The sequence below is a fragment of the Alkalithermobacter paradoxus genome (assembly GCA_002029295.1).
GTDB classification, from domain to species: Bacteria; Bacillota; Clostridia; order Peptostreptococcales; family Peptostreptococcaceae; genus Alkalithermobacter; species Alkalithermobacter paradoxus.
On sequence record MZGW01000004.1, the window covers coordinates 73,928 to 95,000 of the forward strand.

Consider the following 21,073-nt stretch of genomic DNA (forward strand, 5'->3'; position numbering starts at 1 on the left):
TATTCTAATATTTTTTGTCAAAAAGTATTCCTTCTTTGAAACTATATTCTTTGCTTATTTCATCTATAATACATTTACATTTTTTATATATAGATATAACTAATCCATCTTCAGGATTAAGAAAAGATAGTATGTACTCTTTATTTGTAGAATTTACTAGACAGAACATACCTTCATTTAGAGAAATGTAACCATATTTATTAAGTGATATTCCTATAAGAGAAAGAGATGCTTTATTTTCGTTTAATATATTATTGATTTCTTTTGTGTAGTGATTTTTAGAATCTAATTTTTTTAGATAGTATATAAAGGTATTAAAATTTTGTATTAGTTTTTGGAAGATTTCTAGAAGGTTATCATTTGAGCTAGGCTGTATATTGGAATTTTGATTATGAAGGTTAGAGTTGCCATGTTTTAAGTTGTTATAAAAATAATCTGTCCAAAGCATAAAATTAGGATTGTATCCATTTAGATTATTATTTACTTTATTAGCTTTTGATACTTGTTTTATTTTGCTTATAGAATTTGGAGATATGCTTTTGTTTACATACATCGATTGAATTCGGGTTGTAGAAGCAGAAGATACCTTTATCATAATTATCACCACCTTTATATAATATATCTAAATTAAAGCCTTACTATTCTCAATTTAGATATAAATAGTGATGATACTTGCATATATATACTCTTACATAAATATAATTGTTTAATCGGTGTATTTTTAGTTTTTGAAAAGGAGGAAGATATGGAAAAAATAATTAAAGAAGCTATATATATACAAAGTCCAACTTATATAGGTAGTTATAAAGAAGAAGACTGTATATTTTTGCTAAAAGATATTTCACATTTAGTTACCGAAAAGGATGATAAGGAAAGAGAAGAAGATATTAACGATGGAGTTCACTATTCACAAATGCTTCCATTTGAAGATACCCCATCAGATGAGTATATGAATATTTTTTATGAAAGCTTAAAAGAGAACGCTATGAAGGTTGCAGTTAATACATTAAGAATTTGTGAACAAATACTTAAAAATAAAGGAAATGATGTAATATTAGTATCACTTGCTAGAGGAGGTACACCTGTAGGTGTATTAGCTAAAAGATATATAAAATACAAATACAATATAGATTGTCCTCACTATAGCCTATCAATAATAAGAGATAAGGGACTAGACGAGAATGCATTGATATATATAATCAATAAGCATAAATCAACAAATATACAATTTATTGATGCATGGACAGGAAAAGGTGTAGTTAATCATACTTTAGAGAAAGCTTGTAGAGAGTTTAATATGAAATACGAAGTAGATATAGATTCAGGATTAGCTGTTTTAAGTGATGTAGGTAGATGTGCTAAGATATATGGAACTAGAGAAGACTTTTTAATTCCATCAGCATGTCTAAACTCAACAGGGTCGGGGTTGATTAGCAGAACGTTTTTAGATGATAAAATTATATCTAAGCATGATTTTCATGGAGCTAAATATTATTCAAATTGGAAAGACATAGATTGTTCTAATTATTTTGTTGATTATATAAGTGAATTATTCGAAAAGATAGATACAAAGTCAGGGGATAAGTATACAGATATAAATATAAAGACTGCAAGAGAGGATCTAATTGATATTCAAAAAAGGTTTGGGGTAGATAGTATAAGGAAAATAAAAGCAGGCATAGGAGAAACAACTAGAGTTCTTCTAAGAAAAATACCCTACAAGATACTAGTAAGTGATATAAATAATCCAAATGTTAAATACGTTTTGCTACTTGCAAAGGACAGAGGTATCCCAATTGAAATTTATAAAGATATGAATTATTTATGTTGTGCATTAGTTACATTTGCTGAATAAAGGTATATTAAAAAGAACTCTAACATATTAAATATTATGCATTAAGAATGATGACCACTAAAAGTATGTGGATGGGGGGATATATTTGTTTGCTTGGATAAACAACTATTGGGTAGCAATAATCGTATTATTTACTATGTCGTACATAATAAATAAAGCAGCAGATAAGTTAGGTGATGCTCTGAGAACTTTGGGGGTTAAGCTAAGAGTACCGAATACTGTAAGAGGAGCTATTTTTGATGCAACTAGTTCTTCATTCCCAGAATTTTCAACAGCAATGATTGCTGTTTTAATTTATAAGGATTTTGGAAATATAGGAATACCTACAATAGCTGGTTCAGGAATGTTCAATATTTTACTAATACCTATGCTTAGTATTTTAGCATATAAAGGCAAAAGTGTACTTACGGTAGAAAGGCATGGTATATATAGGGATATGTTTTTTTATACAGCTTCGATACTTACCCTATGTTTTTTCACTTACTTTGGTAAACTAACTGTCTTTGCTGGGATGATATTAGTTAGTATTTATGTATGTTATATAATAGTACTTTACATTGAAACTCTTAAGTATAGAAAAAATCTTAGGAATTTTTCAAATACAGAAGATGATGAAGATTTGAATATGGGAAATCTTGAAATTATAGTTACTTTAATTACAACTTCTACAATAATATGGATATGTTGTGAAGCTATAGTAAAATCTGCTCTTGTTATCTCAAGCACATTTAATATACCGCCATTTTTAGTTTCAGTTATAATTTTAGCAGCATGCACATCAATTCCGGATAGCCTTTTATCAGTAAAGTCTGCTAGAAGAGGAGATGTTGATGGAGCTATTTCTAATGCTGTAGGATCTAATATTTTTAATATATGTATATGTCTAGGGGTTCCGATTATAATAGCTGGGAAAGACTTAGCGGTTAGTTTTGGTCAGAGTTTGGTTACATATGAATTCTTATTAATATCTATGGTAGTAACATCTTGCATACTTCTTAAAAAGGAAGGAATAGACAAAAAAGATGGATATTTAATGCTTCTTGTATATTTAATATTTGTAGCGTATGTAACGGCTGTTGCTCTTAATATCATACCTATGCATTTACAACAATAAGCCTGTCATTTGACAGGCTTATTCAAATAATTCGTCTATTAAATTATCTATATCTTTTTTTAACTTTTCTGTTTCAATGTAATCTATTTTAACTTTACCATCTCTTAATAAGAATATTACATCTCCTTCTTTACAGTTGTGAGGGAGTATATCCTTACTTATGTGAATAAATTCTTTATTTTCTAGCTCAACTATTGCTACATTTGTTTCGAATCTATCTATTATTCCTTTCATTATATCACCTACCTATTTCCATAATAGTTATAAGTGCCTGGTTTTTTATCTGTCCATATTTTCTTTCCATCACTGAAAAAAACTATAGTACCTTGCTCATCAGTTCTATAAAGAGGTATGTTACAATTTTTTAAGATATCTAAAACTTCTTTATGAGGATGTCCATACTGATTTTTATATTTACAAGACACAACTGCAATATGTGGAGAAACTGCTCTTAAAAAATCCTCAGATGTAGAAGATGAACTTCCGTGGTGACCTAATTTTAGTATATTAGATTTTAGATTAGACCCAGAATTGATCATATCAATTTCATTAGGATATTCTGCATCTCCGGTAAACATAAAACTCTTTTGGTCATACTCTAATTTCACAACTATTGACCATAAATTATTATTATCACCATAGACATTAACAGGATTTAGCATCTTACAAATAACATAATCTCCTAAGTTAAAGTTAACGCCATATTTACCTTCTTTTATTTTTAATCCTTTGTTTTTAGCAGCTACTAATACGTCTTTAAAAGTCTTAGTGGTATGAGATTTTCTAGGCATATAAAAATCACCAATCTCAAAATTATGAATAATATAATCTAGACCTCCTATATGGTCCGCATCAGGATGAGTTCCTATTAAAACATCTATCTTATTTATATTATGTTTTTTTAGGTAATCATGGACAGTTTTGCCTGAATTGTTATCACCAGCATCTATTAGCATCGTTTTATTATCTGGGGTAATAATAAGTGTAGAATCTCCCTGACCAACATCTATAAAGTGAACACTTAAAGGTTGATTTAGAGTCAATTCATTAATTTGTCTAGAAGCATCTAGACTTTCACACCCAATCAATAATAGTAGTACTAAAATTAATAAAGCTATTAATATTTCTTTCAAAAATATCACCTCGTTTTGATTATAGCATAAAAATAAGGAAATATATAATGTGACGCAACTTAGAAAATTCTAGAGTGCTTGAGTGAATTTATATATTATGATATACTAATAAAGTAATATTAAAGGAGGTAGATTAGTATTTTTTCAAAAATAGATATTAACTCAAAAGATATACTACAACCGTACTTTAAAATGGTAGACTATGAGGCTTGCGAATACTGCTTTACAACTATATATATGTTTGAGCACATATATAATACCATGTACTACAGAGAAAAAGACTTTGCAGTTTTAATAGGAGAGTATGACGACCATAAATTCACTGTTATACCACTTGCACAAAAACAAAACTTAGGCAAGGTATTTGATTTTATACGTAAATATTTCAAAGAAAATAATATAAAATTTCAGTTAAGAGCGGCCACTGAAGAATTTGTAGAATTCTTAGAAGAAAACTACAAGGGGAAATTTAAGTATATAGAAGAAAGAGACTATTTTGATTATGTATACTTAGGAGAAGATCTTAGGACTTTAAACGGAAGAAAATATCACAAAAAAAGAAATCATATAAATGCATTTATTAAGGAATACGAAAATAGGTATTATTATAAATCTCTAGGAAAAGAAGACTTTAATGATTGCTTAGCTTTGTTAGATAAATGGATGATAGATAAGGAAGATAAAACGACTTTGCAAACCGAAAGAATAGCAATACAAAAGGTACTAGACAATTATGAAAAGTTAGATGTTAAAATAGGTGGAATATATATAGATGGAAATCTAGAAGCATTTTCTATAGGTGAATATCTAAATCCTAATATGGCTGTAATTCATATTGAAAAAGCAAATGGAGAGATAAGAGGACTTTATCCTATGATAAATAAAACATTCCTTGAAAATGAATTTCCAGATGTGGAATTTGTAAATAGAGAAGAAGATCTTGGAATAGAAGGTCTTAGAAAAGCAAAGTTGTCGTATTATCCATATAGGTTAGTTCATAAATATACTGTGCTGGAGGATTAATATGAACGTTAGAATAGCTAGAAAAGATGATTTAGAGCAAATAAAAAATATCTGGAAATACTGTTTTAATGATCCTGATGGCTTCTTTAACTATTACTTTCAAAATAAATATAAGGAAGAAAATACTTTAGTTGTAGAAAATGAAGAAGAAATAATATCATCTTTGCAAATGAATCAATACAAAATAGTTCTCAATAACAAAGTCTATGATACATCATACATAGTAGGAGTATCTACCCTTGCGCAGGCAAGAGGAAAAGGGTCTATGAGAATTTTAATGAGCGAAGCTTTGAGAGAATTATATAGAAGAAATCAGCTAATATCTATACTTATGCCAATAGACTATAGACTTTACAGACCATATGGATATGAACACTGTTATGATCAATTAGAATATTTAATCCAAATTGAAACTCTAGGCAATTTTAAGATAAGCGGTGAGTTTAAAAAAGCAAAAATAGAAGATGTGGATGCTTTAATAGATATATATAACTTTTCAATGAAAGATAAAAATGGATTTACAGTGAGAGATAAGTATTATTTTGAAAATTTATTCAAGGAAATAGAATGTGAAAATGGACATATATATCTTCACAAATCAGAAGAATTTGACGGATATATGATATATTTCTTATTAGAAGATAAAATTTTCGTAAGGGAGATTTTTTATAAGAACATACAAACTCTCAAATCTTTTCTTAAATTTATATACAATCATAATACACAGTTTAAGAATGTATCAATAACGACTCCTATAGACGATAAAATAAAATGTATAATATCTAATTTAAAAGATATAGAGATAAAGATAAAACCATTTATGATGGGAAGAATAATAAACTTTGAAGAATTTATCAAAACTTTAGACCTAGATAAAATTAACTGTAACCTAAAATTAAAAATAGAAGATAATTTTATAGACGAAAATAACAAAACGTTTAATATAGATATATGTAATGGAAAAGTACAAATAAATAAAACAGATAAAGAGTATGATATAAAAATAGATATAAACACATTAAGTCAGCTAGCATTTTCATACTCTACAACAAAAGAAGCAGTATTCTTAGGAAAGATATGCTATAAAGATACAAAATATCTAGACATGTTAGAAGATATCTTTAACATAAAAGTTAATTATATTAATGAATATGTATAAAGGCCTTAGGGTCTTTTTTTTTCTTTTTGAATAAATTTATTATAGGAGGTGAAATTATGGAATATTATGCTAATCCTATAATAATTTCAATTATAATTGGTCTGACTCAAGCGGCAAAAACAGCTGGATTTCCAAGTAGATATGCCCCGCTATTGGCACTTTTTTTAGGTATAGGTATATCGATATTTTATGATACATCTATAGATGTAAAGGAGAGAGTTTTAAAAGGAGTAATAGCAGGACTCACATCAAGTGGATTATTCTCAGGATGCAAATCTATAGTAAAAAAGTGAAATTGTACCGATGCAATTTATGTTGTTGCATAACGATCACCCTGATATAATTTCATTATGAAAAATATAAAGGGGGATTCAAGATGGAAAGAACAAAAAAATTAACACTTACAGCCGTTATGGTAGCACTTGTGTGTGTAGGAACAATGGTTATAAATATTCCTATGCCAGCTACAAATGGGTTTGTCAATATAGGAGATAGTATGATATTTATAACTTCAATATTGTTTGGACCAACGGTAGGTATGATTGCTGGAGGAATAGGATCTGCTCTTGCAGATATATTGCTTGGATATGCACATTGGGCTCCATTTACTTTAGTAATAAAAGGACTTGAAGGATTTGTAGTTGGATATATCGTAAGAAAATCTCTAAGCAAAGGAAGAATGGTATTTGGAACATTGGCTGGAGCAGCTATAATGATTATTGGATACTATATTGCAGGCGGAGTGCTTTATGATTTTGCAGTTTCTTTAAAAGACATACCAGGAAATATAATACAGGGTGCTAGCAGTATTGCAATAGGTGTTCCGATTGCTATTGCTATAGGTAACACATCATATTTCAGAAATAACATAAAATCTAAGGTATAGGCTGTGCTAAATTTAGCACAGCTTCTTTAATTGTTATTATATTTCAATAAATTGGTATAATAATCAATATAATATATTTAGAGGGAGTGAGAATATTGAAATTGACTATTATAGGTGCCTATGGGCCATACCCTAAAGCTGGAGGTGCTTGTTCAGGTTATTTAATAGAGTGGGAAGGAAATAAATTGCTCTTAGATCTTGGAAATGGAGTTTTAAGTAAATATTTAAGCCTTGGACATAAAGCACAAGATTTGACAGGAATAATAATATCACATCTTCATGCAGATCATATGAGTGATTTATTAGTTTTAAGGTATCTACTTCAAATACAATTAATGAACAAAACTATCAAAAAAGGAATACCTGTTTATTGTCCTTCAACTCCTACTAAGTTCTATAATGAGATAAACTACAAAAATGTATACGAAGTAAACACAATAACAGATAAACAAGAAATAAGTTTAAACGGTTTAAATATAACGTTTCATAAGACAAATCATCCTGTTGAATGCTACCTTACAAGTATAAAGTACAAAGGGAAGAAGTTTGTATATACTGGAGATACAGCTTATTTTAAGGAAATTGAGAATATAGTAGACCAAAGCGATATGCTTTTATGTGAAGGTGGTATATTAGATAGTCAAAAAACCTCAACTACACCTCATTTATCATCAAAAGAAGCTGCCCAAATAGCTCAAGTTTCAAATGTAAAAAGCTTAATTTTAACCCATATATACCCAGAAAATGATATTGAAGATATATTTAAAGAAGCTAAGAATTATTATTCTGGAAACCTTAAAATAGCAACAGAAAACACCTCATATGATATCTAATGTTAGAAGACCTATTTTATTGGTATTTTGTATAGGCTTACTATTTGTCTTTGTATATACTAAAATATACAAAGATCCTTTTGCTGTCCACGATAAAGAAAGTGTAAAAATAAGTGGGATAATAAAAAATATAGAATATAAAGATAAATACTTTCAATATCATATCGGGAATATTTTGGTTAGGGATTTTAATAAAAGTGAGAATATAAAGGTTGGTTTTAAAGTTGATATAAATGGAAGATTTCAATCTATAGATGACTTGAAATTTGATGATTTTGATTATGGATTATACTTAAAATCAAAAGGATATAGGGGTATTGTAGTAGTCAGTAGTGTAAAAGTTATAAAAGAAAAAAACAATATATATTACATTGCTAACAATTTCAAAAACTATATTAAAGAAAGAATAAATTTACTTTATAAAGCATATTCACCATTCCTATATGCACTGATTTTAGGAGATAAAACTGATATAGATAAATATATTATTGATAATTTTTCAAAGACTGGAACATCACATATAATTGCATTATCAGGATTACATGTAGGTATAATAGGTGGAGTACTTACATTTTTAACTAGAGGAATAAAGAAAGAATATAGATTTATACTTATTTGTACGGCTTTGATATTTTATTGCTTTATTGTTGGTTTTACTCCTTCAATAGTTAGGGCCACTATATTTATAATGATGATATATATAGCATCACTTATAGAAAGAGAATATGATATTATATGTAGCTTATCATTAGTAGGAACTTTACTAATAATCAAAAACCCATTTATAATATATAATTTAAGTTTTCAGCTTTCATTTATGGCTGTACTTTCTATATCTTACTTTTATAAGACTATAGACAAATATGTTAAATATCCTTTGATATCAGTCTCGCTATCTGCATCAATATTGACATGGCCTATAATTTATTATAATTATAGGATTTTTTCTATAATATCAGTATTAGCTAATTTACTTATATTAGGGGTTGTAGGCTTTATAATAATACTGTCTATAACTAGCATACTTTTAAGTATAATTAACACAAATTTAGCCTTTTTGATTGCTAACATAAATTTAGTATTTATAAAATACATACTTATTATTGTAGAATACTTAGCAAGTGTTAGATACTCTCATATTGAATTTAACAGTTCAAGTCTAATGTTGATTGTGTTATATTATATAATTATATCAATTTATATGATATACAAAGAAGTGAAGACGATAAAGGAGCAAAAAAATGGAGTACACGGATATAATAAAGGATATGAAAAAAGGAGTATATAAAAGATTATACTTGTTTTATGGCAAAGAATCATACTTGCTTGATAACGTATTTAAAGTAGCTAAACAAAATTTAAATGAATCATTCCTAGATTTTAACTTTTCTGTAATGGATGGAAAAGAAATTAATTTAGATACACTTATAGGGAGTGTAGAGACTTTTCCATTTATGGATGAAAGAAAAATAATTATAGTTAAGGACTTTGAACTCTTGAAAGGAAAGAAAAGAAATTTTTCTAATGAAGATGAAGAAGAACTGATAAGATATTTTAGCAATATGCCACAAACATCTACTCTTATATTTATAGTGTATGGAGATATTGATAAAAGAAAGAAGATAGTAAAAGAAATTCAAAGTAATGGACTTTTAGTTAATTGCGATAAATTAAGAGGAAATGACCTTCTAAAGTGGGCGGATAAAAAGTTTAAGAATTATAAAAGTATAATAGATTACAAAGAATTAATATACTTTTTGTCAGTTCAAGATTATGAAAATAAAAACTCTACAAAGACACTTTCTGATCTTGAAAATGAGATAATAAAGATAAGTTCTTTTGTTGGAAGAGAAAATAAAGTTACAAAAGAAATCATCGATGAGCTGTCTACAAAAAAAGTCGATAATGATATATTTAAACTTATAGAAGCTATAGGAAACAAAAACTGTACCTTAGGAGTGAAGATACTAAATGATATAATATCTGAAGGTGAATCATCTTTGATGGTATTATCGATGATAGCAAGACAGTTTAGAATAATAATGCAGTGTAAAGAACTTCAGGTAAAGGGCTACTCATCAAAAATTATTGCCCAGAAGTTAGGGCTTCATCCATATGTAGTTACAAAAGCATTAAAACAAAGTGATGTGTTCGATGAAAGTGCTATAGTAAAGACTCTAAATGAATGTATACAAACAGACTTTTGTATAAAAAATGGATTGATAAAGGACAAAATAGCATTAGAAATGCTTATAACTAGTTTATGTATATAATATCAAAAAACCCCAGGATATCCTGGGGTTTATAATTGACACGGTCCGATTGAAATAAGTACAATACTAAGCTTGAGTAGCAGCGTTTAATCTCTTAGCTAACTTAGAGATTTTTCTAGCAGCAGCATTTTTGTGTAAAGTTCCTTTAGCTGCAACTTGAGATATCTTCTTCTCAGCAAATCTGAATTTTATTGTAGCTTCCTCTATATTTCCAGCCATTAAAGCTTCTTCAAATCTTCTTATAGCTGTTTTAACTTGAGATTTTCTAGCTCTATTTAATTCAGTTTTCTTAGCTATTACATTAATTCTTTTCTTAGCTGATTTTATGTTTGCCAACGTGTTCACCCCCTTGTAAGCGAGATACATTTCTTCAATGTCAACAAAGTAGATTTTATCAGAAAAGAAAATAAAAATCAAGAAGAAATATATATTAATTACTTTCAGAAAATATACCTATAAGATTATCTGCAATATTTAAGAAAAATATACCAATAAAATGAATAAAAAATATTTAAATTAAGTGGTAATTTAAGGGTCAATATAATCTTGTATATGTTATAAAAAATCTATCTTCTGTCAAAAATAAAAATACATAATATAGAAGGAGGAATTATCTTGATAAACAAACATATTAGAACGGACTTAGCTATAGAAGCAAGAGAACTTTATAGTGAAGACAGAAATATCGAAATACCTGGAGTGAAAGTAGAACAAGAAAAAGGCAATGACTATACTGTAACTAGAGTTGATATCTTTAATGAAGAAGGCAAACAAATAATGGGAAAAGAAAAGGGTGTCTACATAACAATTGAATCAAAACTAATAAGCTTTGATGATGATGATTCTAGAGAAATTATAATAGACGCTATTCATAAAGAATTAAGTAAACTATTAGGAGATTTCAAAAATAAAAAGGCGCTAGTTATAGGGCTTGGAAACTGGAATATAACATCTGATGCACTAGGACCTAAAGTAGTTGCTAACACATTAGTTACAAGACATTTATTTGAAGCTTACAATAAAGAATACGATGATGATGTGAATGAAGTTGCAGCATTAAGTCCAGGGGTTATGGGTATCACTGGAATAGAAACAAGTGAAACTGTTAAAGCTTTAGTTGAAATGATAAAACCAGATGTAGTTATAGCAGTTGATGCACTTGCTTCTAGAAAATTAGAAAGAGTTAACAATACTGTTCAAATATCTACAGCAGGAATTTCACCTGGTGCAGGAATAGGCAATGTAAGAAAAGCATTAGATCAAGAATATTTGAATGTTCCTGTGATAGCTATTGGAGTACCTACAGTTGTTGATGCAGCAACTTTAACTTCTGATGTTATTGATTACACTATAGACAATCTTATACAAGAAAGTAAAAAGGGCAAAGATTTTTACAAGATGCTAAAGTCACTAAAAGAAGAAGAAAAATATTCACTGATAAAAGATATATTAGAGCCTTACGGTCAAAATGTAGTAGTAACTCCAAAGGATATAGATGAGATAATAGATAATTTATCCTATGTTATAAGTACTGCAATAAATAAATCTTTACATCCAGGAATAAATTAGTATATCAGAGCATATTGATATATAAATGGGACAAGAGGAGGTATACTAATGAAAAAAAATAACATAGCAGTTATTCTAGTTTTAGGTATGTTGTTTGTATCTATATTTTCTTTTACAAGTTTTGCGATAGGATCAAATCAAGAAGATTTTCTCAAATTTCTTATTAGAAAAACTTATCCTGAATTGGGACTAGAAGGAGAAAATAAGGGTCTTATGAGAAGTGCATTAGCACTTTTTAGAAGAAATAATGATACTGAAATTACTCAAACAAATGATAATGGATTTGTCAGCATAGAGGTTGTAGATGAAGAAAATGTTGAAACTTTAAGTCATGACATAGAAGCTGTGGTATCTGATGACAGTAAAAATACACAACAACCAGCTCAAACTATAAATGCGGTTGTTCCTCCAAAAATAGATATTGTAAAAGGAAAGCCTCAAATACTTATTTACCATACTCATGGAACGGAAAGTTACGAAACAAGTGATGATGATCCTAAGAGAGTAGGAAGATATCATTCTCTAAATGAAAAATACAACGTAATGGCTGTAGGATCCAAACTTAAAAAACTTTTAGAAGAAAGAGGATATACAGTTATACACAGCAAAGAATACCACGACTATCCTTCGTTTAATGGGTCATACGCAAGGTCTATAAAACCAGCATCACAAATTCTAAAAGAAAACGACACTATAAAAGTAGTATTTGATGTACATAGAGATGCAATTAGTGGAGTTGATGAAAGCAATAGACAAGCGTTTAAAAAACAAAATACAGTGAAAATAAATGGAGAAGATGTTGCTAAATTTATGATTGTTGTAGGAGGTAACACTCCTAATAGAAAACAAGTTGAGAACTTTGCAAACTATATAACTATGGTGGCAAATCAAAAGTATCCTGGTATTGCAAGACCTGTAAGGGTAAATAATACTGCAAAATACAATCAATATCTTTCAAATAACTACGCTTTATTAGAAGTTGGGACATTCCTAAATACAATAGATGAAGCTTTAAGGACAACGGAGTATTTAGCTGAGATTATAGATGAAGTTATAAAAAGTACGAATAGGTGATAGTATGGGAAGATTAGAAAGAACATTACAAAGAAAAAAAGATAAAAAATTTAAGAAAATAGGTTTTGTAGTTAGCATATTTATATTTTTAGTACTAGTAGTTGGTATAACTATTATAGACTATAGAACAGGAAACTTTTTAGGAATTTATGACCGACCATTATTTATGAAAATATATGATTTTACAAAAGGTTTATCTTATCAATTAAGATAAACCTTGTTTTGTATTGAAATATAGGCTATTACATTATAAAATAAGATAGTTAATATAGTAATTTTTCTAAGGAGGAAAATATGTTTTATGAGTAGACAAAGCAAAATTCGTAATTTTAGTATTATAGCCCATATAGATCACGGAAAATCTACTTTAGCAGATAGATTAATACAAGAAACTGGACTTGTAAGCGAAAGAGAAATGAAAGAACAGCTTCTAGATAATATGGACCTTGAAAGAGAAAGAGGTATTACAATAAAGCTTCAGAATGTAAGACTTGTTTACAAGGCAAATGACGGAGAAGAATATTTCCTAAATCTAATAGATACTCCAGGACATGTAGATTTTAACTACGAAGTATCTAGAAGTCTTGCTGCGTGTGAAGGAGCTATACTCGTAGTAGATGCTGCACAAGGTGTCGAAGCACAAACCCTTGCTAATGTATATTTAGCATTAGACCAAGATCTTGAAATAGTACCAGTAATAAACAAAATAGATCTTCCAAGTGCTAGACCAGATGAAATAAAAGAAGAAATAGAGGATATAATAGGTCTTGATGCTCAAAATGCACCTTTAATATCGGCAAAAGAAGGACTAAATATAAGAGATGTTTTAGAAGCTATAGTAAACAACATACCAGCTCCAAGTGGAGATGAAGATGCCCCTTTGAAAGCATTAATATTTGATTCTTATTACGATAGTTACAAAGGAGTTGTAGCTTATATAAGAGTATTTAATGGAAGCATAACAAAGGGAATGAAAATCAAGATGATGAATACAGGAAAAGTATTCGAAGTTACTGAAGTTGGAGTAATGGCTCCAGGACAAAGGCCAGTTGAAGAATTAAGAGCTGGAGAAGTTGGATATGTTGCAGCAAGTATAAAAGACATAAGAAGCTGTCAAGTTGGAGATACTATAACAGATGCACAAAACCCTACAGAAAATCCTCTACCAGGATACAAAAAAGCAACTCCTATGGTTTATTGCGGAATTTATCCAGCAGAAGGGGAGAAATACGAAAATATAAGAGATGCCTTAGATAAGTTAAAAGTAAATGATGCATCTTTAGAATACGAACCTGAAACATCTGCTGCTTTAGGATTTGGATTTAGATGTGGATTTTTAGGATTACTTCATATGGAAATAATTCAAGAAAGACTTGAAAGAGAATTTGACTTAAATATAATTACAACTGCTCCTTCTGTTATATACAGAGTAACTAAAAATAGCGGAGAAGTAGTAATGATCCAAAATCCAACAAATCTTCCTGCACCAACTGAAATAAAAATGATAGAAGAACCTATAGTTAAAGCCGACATTATAGTTCCAAAAGATTATGTAGGAGCTGTTATGGAACTTGCTCAAGAAAGACGTGGAGAAATGGTGAATATGGAATATATAGATCCAAAGAGAGTAATGCTCCACTATGAACTTCCACTTAATGAAGTAGTATACGACTTTTTCGATGCATTAAAATCTAGAACCAAAGGATATGGATCTTTAGATTATGAATTCAAAGAGTACAAGCCATCAAAACTTGTTAAACTTGATATACTAATAAATAAAGAACAAGTTGATGCACTTTCATTTATAGTACATGAATCAAGAGCATATATGAGAGGAAAGGCAATGTGTGAGAAATTAAAAGAAGAAATACCAAGACACCAATTCCCGATTCCTATACAATCTGCTGTTGGAAGCAAAGTAATATCTAGAGAAACTATAAGTGCTTTAAGAAAAGACGTATTAGCTAAATGTTATGGTGGAGATATTTCACGTAAGAGAAAACTTCTTGAAAAACAAAAAGAAGGTAAAAAACGTATGAGACAAATAGGAAGTGTAGAGGTTCCACAAAAAGCATTCATGTCAGTGCTAAAAATAGATCAATAATGGTTAGGGCTATCCTAACCATTGTTTTTTGGAGGAAAACTATGGAAATCGGATTGTATATACATATACCATTTTGCATAAAAAAATGTAATTACTGTGATTTTAGTTCTTACAAACTTGATAATGAAAGTAAGAATAAATTCATCGATGGACTTATAAAAGAAATGAAGATGTACTCTGATATGTATAAAGATAGAGAATTTTTAACCGTATTTATAGGTGGAGGAACGCCAACTATTTTAGATACTAAGGAATTAAAGTATATATTAGACAATATAAATAAGCACTTTAAGATAAATAAAGATGCAGAAATAACAATAGAATCAAATCCTGGAACGCTAGAGAAAGAAAAATTAAAAGAATTATACGAACTAGGGGTGAATAGACTAAGTATAGGAGTACAAGCATATCAAACTAAACATCTAAATACTTTAGGAAGAATTCACACATTTAAAGAATTCGAAGAAAGTTTCAAAAGTGCATTAGAAGTAGGATTTAGAAATATAAATGTAGATTTAATGTTTTCACTTCCAAATCAAACAATGAAAGAATGGAAAGAAACCTTACAAAAAGTAGTTGATTTAAATCCTACACATATATCTACATACTCGCTGATAATAGAAGAAGGAACAAAGTTTTATGATATGTACAAAAGTGGAGAAATAGTAGATATAGATCAAAATCTAGATAGGCAAATGTACTACTATGCAAGAGAATACCTGAGCAAAAATGGATACAATCAATATGAGATATCTAATTTCTCAAAGAAAGGATATGAATGTAGACACAATATTATATATTGGAAGTGTAAAGAATATTTAGGATTAGGACCATCTGCACATTCTTATATAAACAAAATAAGGTTCTCAAATTACAGCACTATAGATACTTACTTAGAAATATTAAATAATAAGAATTTACCAATAGATGATAGAAATGAACTTACATTTAAAGATAGACTTGAAGAAAAAATATTTATGGGACTTAGAATGAATGAAGGTATAGATGTATATGAAATAAATGAAGAATTTAATATAGATATTAAAAACTTATATAAAGAAACTATAAATAAATTGGTGAATGACGGATATTTAAAGTGTAATAATAATAGAGTGCATCTAACTAATAAAGGTATAGATTTTAGTAACAAAGTATTTATAGAATTTTTGCAAGACTAATCTTGACAAATAGAATTAATAGTGATATTTTTATAGCATAAGCCTTTTAGCACTCAATCATAATGAGTGCTAACAGCAGAAGAGGTGATCTACATGAGCTTAAGCGATAGAAGACTTAAGATATTAGAAGCTATAATAAAAGATTATATAACAACTGCTGAGGCAGTAGGGTCTAGAACTATATCAAAGAAATACGATCTAGGTGTTAGTGCTGCAACTATAAGAAATGAAATGGCAGATCTAGAGGAAATGGGATATTTAGTTCAGCCTCACACATCCGCAGGAAGAATACCTTCGGAAAAAGGATATAAATTGTATGTAGATAGTCTTATGACTCACAGCAATTTAAATCAATTTGAACAAGACATAGTAAGAAAGTGTATAGTAAATAATGTTGGGCAAATGAAGAATTTAATTGAAGAAACATTAAAGCTTCTTTCAACACTTACAAACTATACTGCTGTAGCTATAACACCTCAGGGTAAGCAAAGCAAAATAAAACATTTACAACTAGTACAAATGGATATAAATAGTGTTTTACTAATTGTAGTACTCGACAATGGAACGGTAAAGAATACAAATATAAATATGAATGTTGAAATAAGCAAAGATAAGCTTGAAGTTATATCAAAGGTTTTAAATGATAAACTTGTAGGAAAAGTCATAGATGAAATAGATGACAAATTTGTTGGGTATATAAAGTCAGAAATGATAAGCTATAGCAACATGCTAGATAGTGTGTTCAAAGGATTATTCTCAAGTGTTGTAGAAGTTGATGACTTTGAAATTCTGCTAAGTGGGGCTACAAACATACTCAATTTCCCAGAGTTTAATGATGTAATAAAAGCAAGGGCATTTCTTAATATGCTTGAGCAAAAGGAAACTATAGTAGATATATTGAATGCTAAAGGCATTCAAAAAGACAATGTAAATATAATTATAGGGACACAAAGCTCGTGTGAGATTGCAAAAGATTGCAGTATAATAACTGCAACATACTCTATGAATGGAACTACTATAGGTAAATTAGGTATAATTGGACCTACAAGAATGGATTATTCTAAGGTTTATACAAGTATAGATTATGTAGGTAAAATGCTAAATGATATATTTAATAAATCTAAATGAAACTAAGGGGTGAAAGAGTTGATAGAGAATGAAGAAATAAAAGAAGAAATCAATGAAGAAGTTAACGAGCAAGAAGAGGTTAATCAAGAAGTTGATGAAAATAATAAATTAGAAGCAGAAATTAGCGATCTTAAAGAAACTCTACAAAGATTGCAAGCAGATTTTGTTAATTATAAAAGAAGAGTAGAAAAAGAAAAAAGTGAAATTAGCACATTTGCAAATGAAAAAATAATGACAGAACTTCTTACAGTTATAGACAATATGGAAAGAGCATTAGACTCTTGCAATGAAGAAGAAAAGTCAAGCAGTATATATCAGGGGGTTGAACTTGTACTAAAGCAACTAGTAGATACTTTAAACAAGTTTGGGCTTGAAGAAATATCAGCTCAGAACGAAAAGTTTGATCCAAACGTTCATTATGCAGTAATGCAAGAAGAAATGGACGGAAAAGAAGCAGATGAAGTTGTAGAGGTTTATCAAAAAGGATATAGATTGTCTAATAAAGTAATAAGACCATCAATGGTTAAAGTATCAAAATAATATTAAATGAGTTAAAGGAGGAAATATAAATGAGCAAAGTAATTGGTATTGACTTAGGTACAACTAACTCTTGTGTTGCGGTATTAGAAGGTGGAGAGCCAGTAGTTATAGCAAACGCAGAAGGTTTAAGAACTACTCCTTCTATAGTGGCTTTTGGAAAAGAAGGAGAAAGAATAGTAGGAGAGCCAGCTAAAAGACAGGCAGTTACTAACCCTGACAAAACTATAATATCTATAAAAAGACACATGGGTACAGATTACACTGTTAATATAGATGATAAAAAATACACTCCTCAAGATATTTCAGCAATGATACTGCAAAAGCTTAAAACTGACGCTGAAAGTTATTTAGGACAGAAAGTTACTAAAGCAGTAATTACAGTTCCAGCATACTTTACAGATGCACAAAGACAAGCAACTAAAGATGCAGGAAGAATAGCTGGTCTTGAAGTAGAAAGAATAATAAACGAGCCTACAGCAGCTGCACTTGCATATGGACTTGATAAAGCAGATGTAGAGCAAAAAATATTAGTGTTTGACTTAGGTGGAGGTACATTCGACGTATCTATACTTGAAATAGGGGATGGAACATTTGAAGTTTTAGCTACAAGTGGAAATAACAACTTAGGTGGAGACGATTTTGATGAAGCTGTAATAAACTATATAGCTGAAGAATTCAAAAAACAAGAAGGTGTAGATTTAAGAGAAGACAAGATGAGCCTTCAAAGATTAAAAGAAGCTGCAGAGAAAGCTAAGAAAGAACTTTCAAGTGTTACTACTACAAACATAAATTTACCATTTATAACTGCTACAGCAACAGGACCAAAACACTTAAATATGGATCTTTCAAGAGCTAAATTTGATGAAATTACAGCTAAATTAGTTGAAATGACTATGGAGCCTACGAAAAGAGCTATAGCTGATTCAGGTCTTAGCACATCTGATATAGATAAAGTTTTACTTGTTGGTGGATCAACTCGTATACCAGCTGTACAAGAAGCTATTAAGAAATTTATAGGAAAAGAGCCTCACAAAGGAATTAACCCAGATGAGTGCGTTGCTATCGGTGCTGCTATTCAGGCAGGAGTTTTAACTGGAGAAGTTAAAGACATTCTATTACTTGATGTTACTCCATTATCTTTAGGAATCGAAACATTAGGAGGAGTATTTACTAAGTTAATAGAAAGAAACACTACAATACCAACTAAAAAATCTCAGGTATTCTCTACTGCTGCTGATAATCAAACAGCTGTTGATATTCATGTTCTTCAAGGTGAAAGATCTATGGCATCTGACAACACTACACTTGGAAGATTCCAATTAACAGGAATAGCACCAGCTCCTAGAGGAATACCACAAATAGAAGTTACTTTTGATATAGATGCTAATGGTATAGTTAATGTTTCTGCAAAGGACCTTGGAACAGGAAAAGAGCAAAAAATAACTATAACATCAAACACTAATCTTTCTGAAGAAGAAATACAAAGAAAGATAAAAGAAGCTGAAATGAACGAAAAAGCAGATAAAGAGAAAAAAGAAAGAGTAGAAGCCTTAAATACTGCTGAGTCTACTATATATCAAACAGAAAAAACTTTAAATGAATTAGGAGATAAGGTTAATGCTTCTGACAAGAAAGAAGTAGAAGATGCTCTGAATGAATTAAAATCAGTTAAAGATAAAGAAGGAGCTACTGCTCAAGAAATAAAAGATGCTACAGAAGCTGTTATGAATAGATTCCACAAAATATCTGAAGAAATGTATAAGGCAGCACAAGCAGCTCAAACTCAAGAAACTTCAGATCAAAAAGCTGATGACAATGTAGTTGATGCTGATTATGAGGTAGTAGACGAAGACAAATAAGTTAATTAGCTTGTGGCATTTGCCACAAGCTATTATTGTGAGAAGGTGGTGAGAGTATGAGTAAAAGGGACTATTATGAAGTTCTTGGTATAAGTAAAGGTGCAGATGAAAGAGAAATAAAAAAAGCATATAGAAAACTAGCTATGAAATATCACCCTGATAAAAACCCTGGTGATAAAGAGGCAGAAGAAAAATTCAAAGAAATAAATGAGGCATACGAAGTACTTTCTGATTCTCAAAAAAGAGCAAACTATGATCAGTTTGGTCATGCAGGAGCAAATGCTGGAGCAGGGTTTGGAGGATTCTCAGATTTTGGTGGAGCAGGATTTGGAGGATTTGAAGATATATTTGGAGATGTATTTTCTGATATATTTGGGGGGTCTTTCAGCTCAAGAGCAAGAAGGACTGGGCCTCAAAAAGGAGCAGATATTAAATATAATATAAATATATCCTTTGAAGAAGCTGCATTTGGTACAGAAAAAGAAATAAAAGTAAGTAGAAATGAAGAATGTAGTGAATGTAATGGAACCGGAGCTAAAAAAGGAACATCTAAGAAAACTTGCCATACATGTAATGGAACTGGAGAAATTAGACAAGCTCAGAGAACTCCATTTGGAACTATAATGAATTCAAGAACATGTCATGTTTGCTCGGGTGAAGGAACTATAGTAGAATCCCCTTGTAATACTTGTCATGGAAGTGGAAAGATAAAAAATACTAAGAAAATAAGCATAAAGATACCTGCAGGTGTAGATGAAGGATCTATAATAAAACTTTCAGGAGAAGGTGAAATAGGAAGCAAGGGTGGTCCAAGAGGAGATTTATATGTTGTGATAAGTGTTATGCAGCATAAATTATTTAAACGTGATGAATATGATGTATACTGCGAGGTTCCTATAACATTTGTTCAGGCTACACTAGGAGACGAAATAGAAGTTCCAACGCTTGATGGAAGAGTAAAATACAAAATACCTGAAGGAACTCAAAGTGGAACTGTGTTTAGACTAAGAGAAAAAGGAATACCACATTTAAGAAGCAGCGGCAGAGGGGACCAATACGTAAAAGTAATAGTAGAAATTCCAAGAAAGCTTTCTGAGAAACAAAAAGATATATTAAGAGAATTTGCTAAAGAAAGTGGAGAAGAAGTTCATGAACAAAGAAAAAACTTCTTTGATAAAATGAAAGATATATTAGGTGGCAAATAAGAACTTGGTTTATAAATGAATATCAGATTTAGAAGTGAAAAATTATGTATATTAAAAGAGGATGATGTTAGGAATAACACCATCCTCTTTTAATATAGTTTCAATTTTTTAGAAGAATATCACTGAGAAGCCTTAATTGA

General features: G+C 29.7%; 22 protein-coding genes. 18 read left to right on the plus strand and 4 right to left on the minus strand.

Going from position 1 to position 21,073, the window contains the following annotated elements; all coding sequences use genetic code 11:
• Positions 1-4: 4 nt before the first annotated feature.
• Complete coding sequence (locus CLOTH_RS06635) at positions 5-595, minus strand: hypothetical protein (protein WP_079412343.1); 591 nt, start codon at positions 593-595, stop codon at positions 5-7.
• Positions 596-745: 150 nt separating this feature from the next.
• Between CLOTH_RS06635 and CLOTH_RS06640 the strand changes: the two genes are divergently transcribed.
• A complete protein-coding gene (locus CLOTH_RS06640; RefSeq protein ID WP_079412345.1) occupies positions 746-1,855 on the plus strand; it encodes a cysteine protease StiP family protein in 1,110 nt (369 codons plus the stop codon).
• An 85-nt stretch (positions 1,856-1,940) separates the two neighbouring features.
• Positions 1,941-2,969 carry a sodium:calcium antiporter gene (locus CLOTH_RS06645; RefSeq protein ID WP_331722042.1) on the plus strand — a complete coding sequence of 343 codons (1,029 nt, stop codon included), beginning with the start codon at positions 1,941-1,943 and terminating at the stop codon, positions 2,967-2,969.
• 18 nt (positions 2,970-2,987) lie between these two features.
• Here the strand turns inward: CLOTH_RS06645 and CLOTH_RS06650 are convergent, their stop codons facing one another.
• Together CLOTH_RS06650 and CLOTH_RS06655 are read right to left on the minus strand one after the other, a co-directional pair.
• On the minus strand, positions 2,988-3,203 hold the full coding sequence (locus CLOTH_RS06650) for a DUF3006 domain-containing protein (protein ID WP_079412346.1): 216 nt from the start codon (positions 3,201-3,203) through the stop codon (positions 2,988-2,990).
• Between the two features lie 8 nt (positions 3,204-3,211).
• Positions 3,212-4,111: a ComEC/Rec2 family competence protein gene (locus tag CLOTH_RS06655; protein ID WP_408605816.1), complete on the minus strand. Its 900-nt coding sequence runs from the start codon at positions 4,109-4,111 to the stop codon at positions 3,212-3,214.
• A gap of 183 nt (positions 4,112-4,294) precedes the next feature.
• Here CLOTH_RS06655 and CLOTH_RS06660 point away from each other — a divergent pair, with 183 nt between their 5' ends.
• From CLOTH_RS06660 to holA, 7 genes are all read left to right on the plus strand, one after another.
• Positions 4,295-5,125, plus strand: coding sequence for a DUF2156 domain-containing protein (locus CLOTH_RS06660; protein ID WP_079412347.1), 831 nt, complete (start codon positions 4,295-4,297; stop codon positions 5,123-5,125).
• 1 nt (position 5,126) lies between these two features.
• Positions 5,127-6,284: a GNAT family N-acetyltransferase gene (locus tag CLOTH_RS06665; RefSeq protein WP_079412349.1), complete on the plus strand. Its 1,158-nt coding sequence runs from the start codon at positions 5,127-5,129 to the stop codon at positions 6,282-6,284.
• 56 nt (positions 6,285-6,340) lie between these two features.
• Positions 6,341-6,577 (plus strand): hypothetical protein, encoded by a 237-nt coding sequence (locus tag CLOTH_RS06670; protein WP_079412351.1) that lies wholly within the window; start codon positions 6,341-6,343, stop codon positions 6,575-6,577.
• 83 nt (positions 6,578-6,660) lie between these two features.
• A complete protein-coding gene (locus CLOTH_RS06675) occupies positions 6,661-7,170 on the plus strand; it encodes an ECF transporter S component (protein ID WP_079412353.1) in 510 nt (169 codons plus the stop codon).
• 95 nt (positions 7,171-7,265) lie between these two features.
• Entirely contained in the window at positions 7,266-8,003 is a 738-nt protein-coding gene (locus CLOTH_RS06680; protein ID WP_158080480.1) for an MBL fold metallo-hydrolase, read from the plus strand.
• Entirely contained in the window at positions 7,993-9,291 is a 1,299-nt protein-coding gene (locus CLOTH_RS06685; protein WP_079412358.1) for a ComEC/Rec2 family competence protein, read from the plus strand. The genes CLOTH_RS06680 and CLOTH_RS06685 overlap by 11 nt, the downstream gene beginning before the upstream one ends.
• Positions 9,245-10,276, plus strand: a complete 1,032-nt coding sequence (gene holA / locus CLOTH_RS06690) for a DNA polymerase III subunit delta (protein ID WP_079412360.1) — start codon at positions 9,245-9,247, stop codon at positions 10,274-10,276. The genes CLOTH_RS06685 and holA overlap by 47 nt, the downstream gene beginning before the upstream one ends.
• A gap of 66 nt (positions 10,277-10,342) precedes the next feature.
• Here holA and rpsT read toward each other — a convergent pair whose 3' ends face one another.
• On the minus strand, positions 10,343-10,612 hold the full coding sequence (rpsT, locus tag CLOTH_RS06695) for a 30S ribosomal protein S20 (protein ID WP_079412362.1): 270 nt from the start codon (positions 10,610-10,612) through the stop codon (positions 10,343-10,345).
• A gap of 279 nt (positions 10,613-10,891) precedes the next feature.
• Here rpsT and gpr point away from each other — a divergent pair, with 279 nt between their 5' ends.
• From gpr to dnaJ, 9 genes are all read left to right on the plus strand, one after another.
• Positions 10,892-11,845, plus strand: coding sequence for a GPR endopeptidase (gene gpr, locus CLOTH_RS06700; protein ID WP_079412364.1), 954 nt, complete (start codon positions 10,892-10,894; stop codon positions 11,843-11,845).
• A gap of 48 nt (positions 11,846-11,893) precedes the next feature.
• Complete coding sequence (gene spoIIP, locus CLOTH_RS06705; protein WP_079412366.1) at positions 11,894-12,919, plus strand: stage II sporulation protein P; 1,026 nt, start codon at positions 11,894-11,896, stop codon at positions 12,917-12,919.
• 4 nt (positions 12,920-12,923) lie between these two features.
• Positions 12,924-13,133: a hypothetical protein gene (locus tag CLOTH_RS06710; RefSeq protein ID WP_079412369.1), complete on the plus strand. Its 210-nt coding sequence runs from the start codon at positions 12,924-12,926 to the stop codon at positions 13,131-13,133.
• 87 nt (positions 13,134-13,220) lie between these two features.
• Positions 13,221-15,023 carry a translation elongation factor 4 gene (gene lepA / locus CLOTH_RS06715; RefSeq protein ID WP_079412371.1) on the plus strand — a complete coding sequence of 601 codons (1,803 nt, stop codon included), beginning with the start codon at positions 13,221-13,223 and terminating at the stop codon, positions 15,021-15,023.
• Between the two features lie 41 nt (positions 15,024-15,064).
• On the plus strand, positions 15,065-16,201 hold the full coding sequence (gene hemW, locus CLOTH_RS06720; RefSeq protein ID WP_079412374.1) for a radical SAM family heme chaperone HemW: 1,137 nt from the start codon (positions 15,065-15,067) through the stop codon (positions 16,199-16,201).
• A gap of 93 nt (positions 16,202-16,294) precedes the next feature.
• Positions 16,295-17,329 carry a heat-inducible transcriptional repressor HrcA gene (gene hrcA, locus CLOTH_RS06725; RefSeq protein WP_079412376.1) on the plus strand — a complete coding sequence of 345 codons (1,035 nt, stop codon included), beginning with the start codon at positions 16,295-16,297 and terminating at the stop codon, positions 17,327-17,329.
• Between the two features lie 9 nt (positions 17,330-17,338).
• Positions 17,339-17,869 carry a nucleotide exchange factor GrpE gene (grpE, locus tag CLOTH_RS06730; protein WP_079412378.1) on the plus strand — a complete coding sequence of 177 codons (531 nt, stop codon included), beginning with the start codon at positions 17,339-17,341 and terminating at the stop codon, positions 17,867-17,869.
• A gap of 29 nt (positions 17,870-17,898) precedes the next feature.
• A complete protein-coding gene (gene dnaK, locus CLOTH_RS06735; protein ID WP_079412380.1) occupies positions 17,899-19,728 on the plus strand; it encodes a molecular chaperone DnaK in 1,830 nt (609 codons plus the stop codon).
• 56 nt (positions 19,729-19,784) lie between these two features.
• Positions 19,785-20,933: a molecular chaperone DnaJ gene (gene dnaJ, locus CLOTH_RS06740; protein ID WP_079412382.1), complete on the plus strand. Its 1,149-nt coding sequence runs from the start codon at positions 19,785-19,787 to the stop codon at positions 20,931-20,933.
• The last annotated feature ends 140 nt before the right edge of the window (positions 20,934-21,073 follow it).

Bases quoted from the DNA above. Each gene is read 5' to 3' on its own strand.
- CLOTH_RS06660 (WP_079412347.1), top strand. From the start codon at position 4,295: ATGGTAGACTATGAGGCTTGCGAATACTGCTTTACAACTATATATATG.
- CLOTH_RS06665 (WP_079412349.1), top strand. From the start codon at position 5,127: ATGAACGTTAGAATAGCTAGAAAAGATGATTTAGAGCAAATAAAAAAT.
- holA (WP_079412360.1), top strand. From the start codon at position 9,245: ATGGAGTACACGGATATAATAAAGGATATGAAAAAAGGAGTATATAAA.
- dnaK (WP_079412380.1), top strand. From the start codon at position 17,899: ATGAGCAAAGTAATTGGTATTGACTTAGGTACAACTAACTCTTGTGTT.
- CLOTH_RS06635 (WP_079412343.1), bottom strand. From the start codon at position 595: ATGATAAAGGTATCTTCTGCTTCTACAACCCGAATTCAATCGATGTAT.
- CLOTH_RS06670 (WP_079412351.1), top strand. From the start codon at position 6,341: ATGGAATATTATGCTAATCCTATAATAATTTCAATTATAATTGGTCTG.
- hemW (WP_079412374.1), top strand. From the start codon at position 15,065: ATGGAAATCGGATTGTATATACATATACCATTTTGCATAAAAAAATGT.
- CLOTH_RS06640 (WP_079412345.1), top strand. From the start codon at position 746: ATGGAAAAAATAATTAAAGAAGCTATATATATACAAAGTCCAACTTAT.
- spoIIP (WP_079412366.1), top strand. From the start codon at position 11,894: ATGAAAAAAAATAACATAGCAGTTATTCTAGTTTTAGGTATGTTGTTT.
- lepA (WP_079412371.1), top strand. From the start codon at position 13,221: ATGAGTAGACAAAGCAAAATTCGTAATTTTAGTATTATAGCCCATATA.
- CLOTH_RS06650 (WP_079412346.1), bottom strand. From the start codon at position 3,203: ATGAAAGGAATAATAGATAGATTCGAAACAAATGTAGCAATAGTTGAG.
- CLOTH_RS06685 (WP_079412358.1), top strand. From the start codon at position 7,993: ATGATATCTAATGTTAGAAGACCTATTTTATTGGTATTTTGTATAGGC.
- dnaJ (WP_079412382.1), top strand. From the start codon at position 19,785: ATGAGTAAAAGGGACTATTATGAAGTTCTTGGTATAAGTAAAGGTGCA.
- hrcA (WP_079412376.1), top strand. From the start codon at position 16,295: ATGAGCTTAAGCGATAGAAGACTTAAGATATTAGAAGCTATAATAAAA.
- CLOTH_RS06710 (WP_079412369.1), top strand. From the start codon at position 12,924: ATGGGAAGATTAGAAAGAACATTACAAAGAAAAAAAGATAAAAAATTT.
- CLOTH_RS06675 (WP_079412353.1), top strand. From the start codon at position 6,661: ATGGAAAGAACAAAAAAATTAACACTTACAGCCGTTATGGTAGCACTT.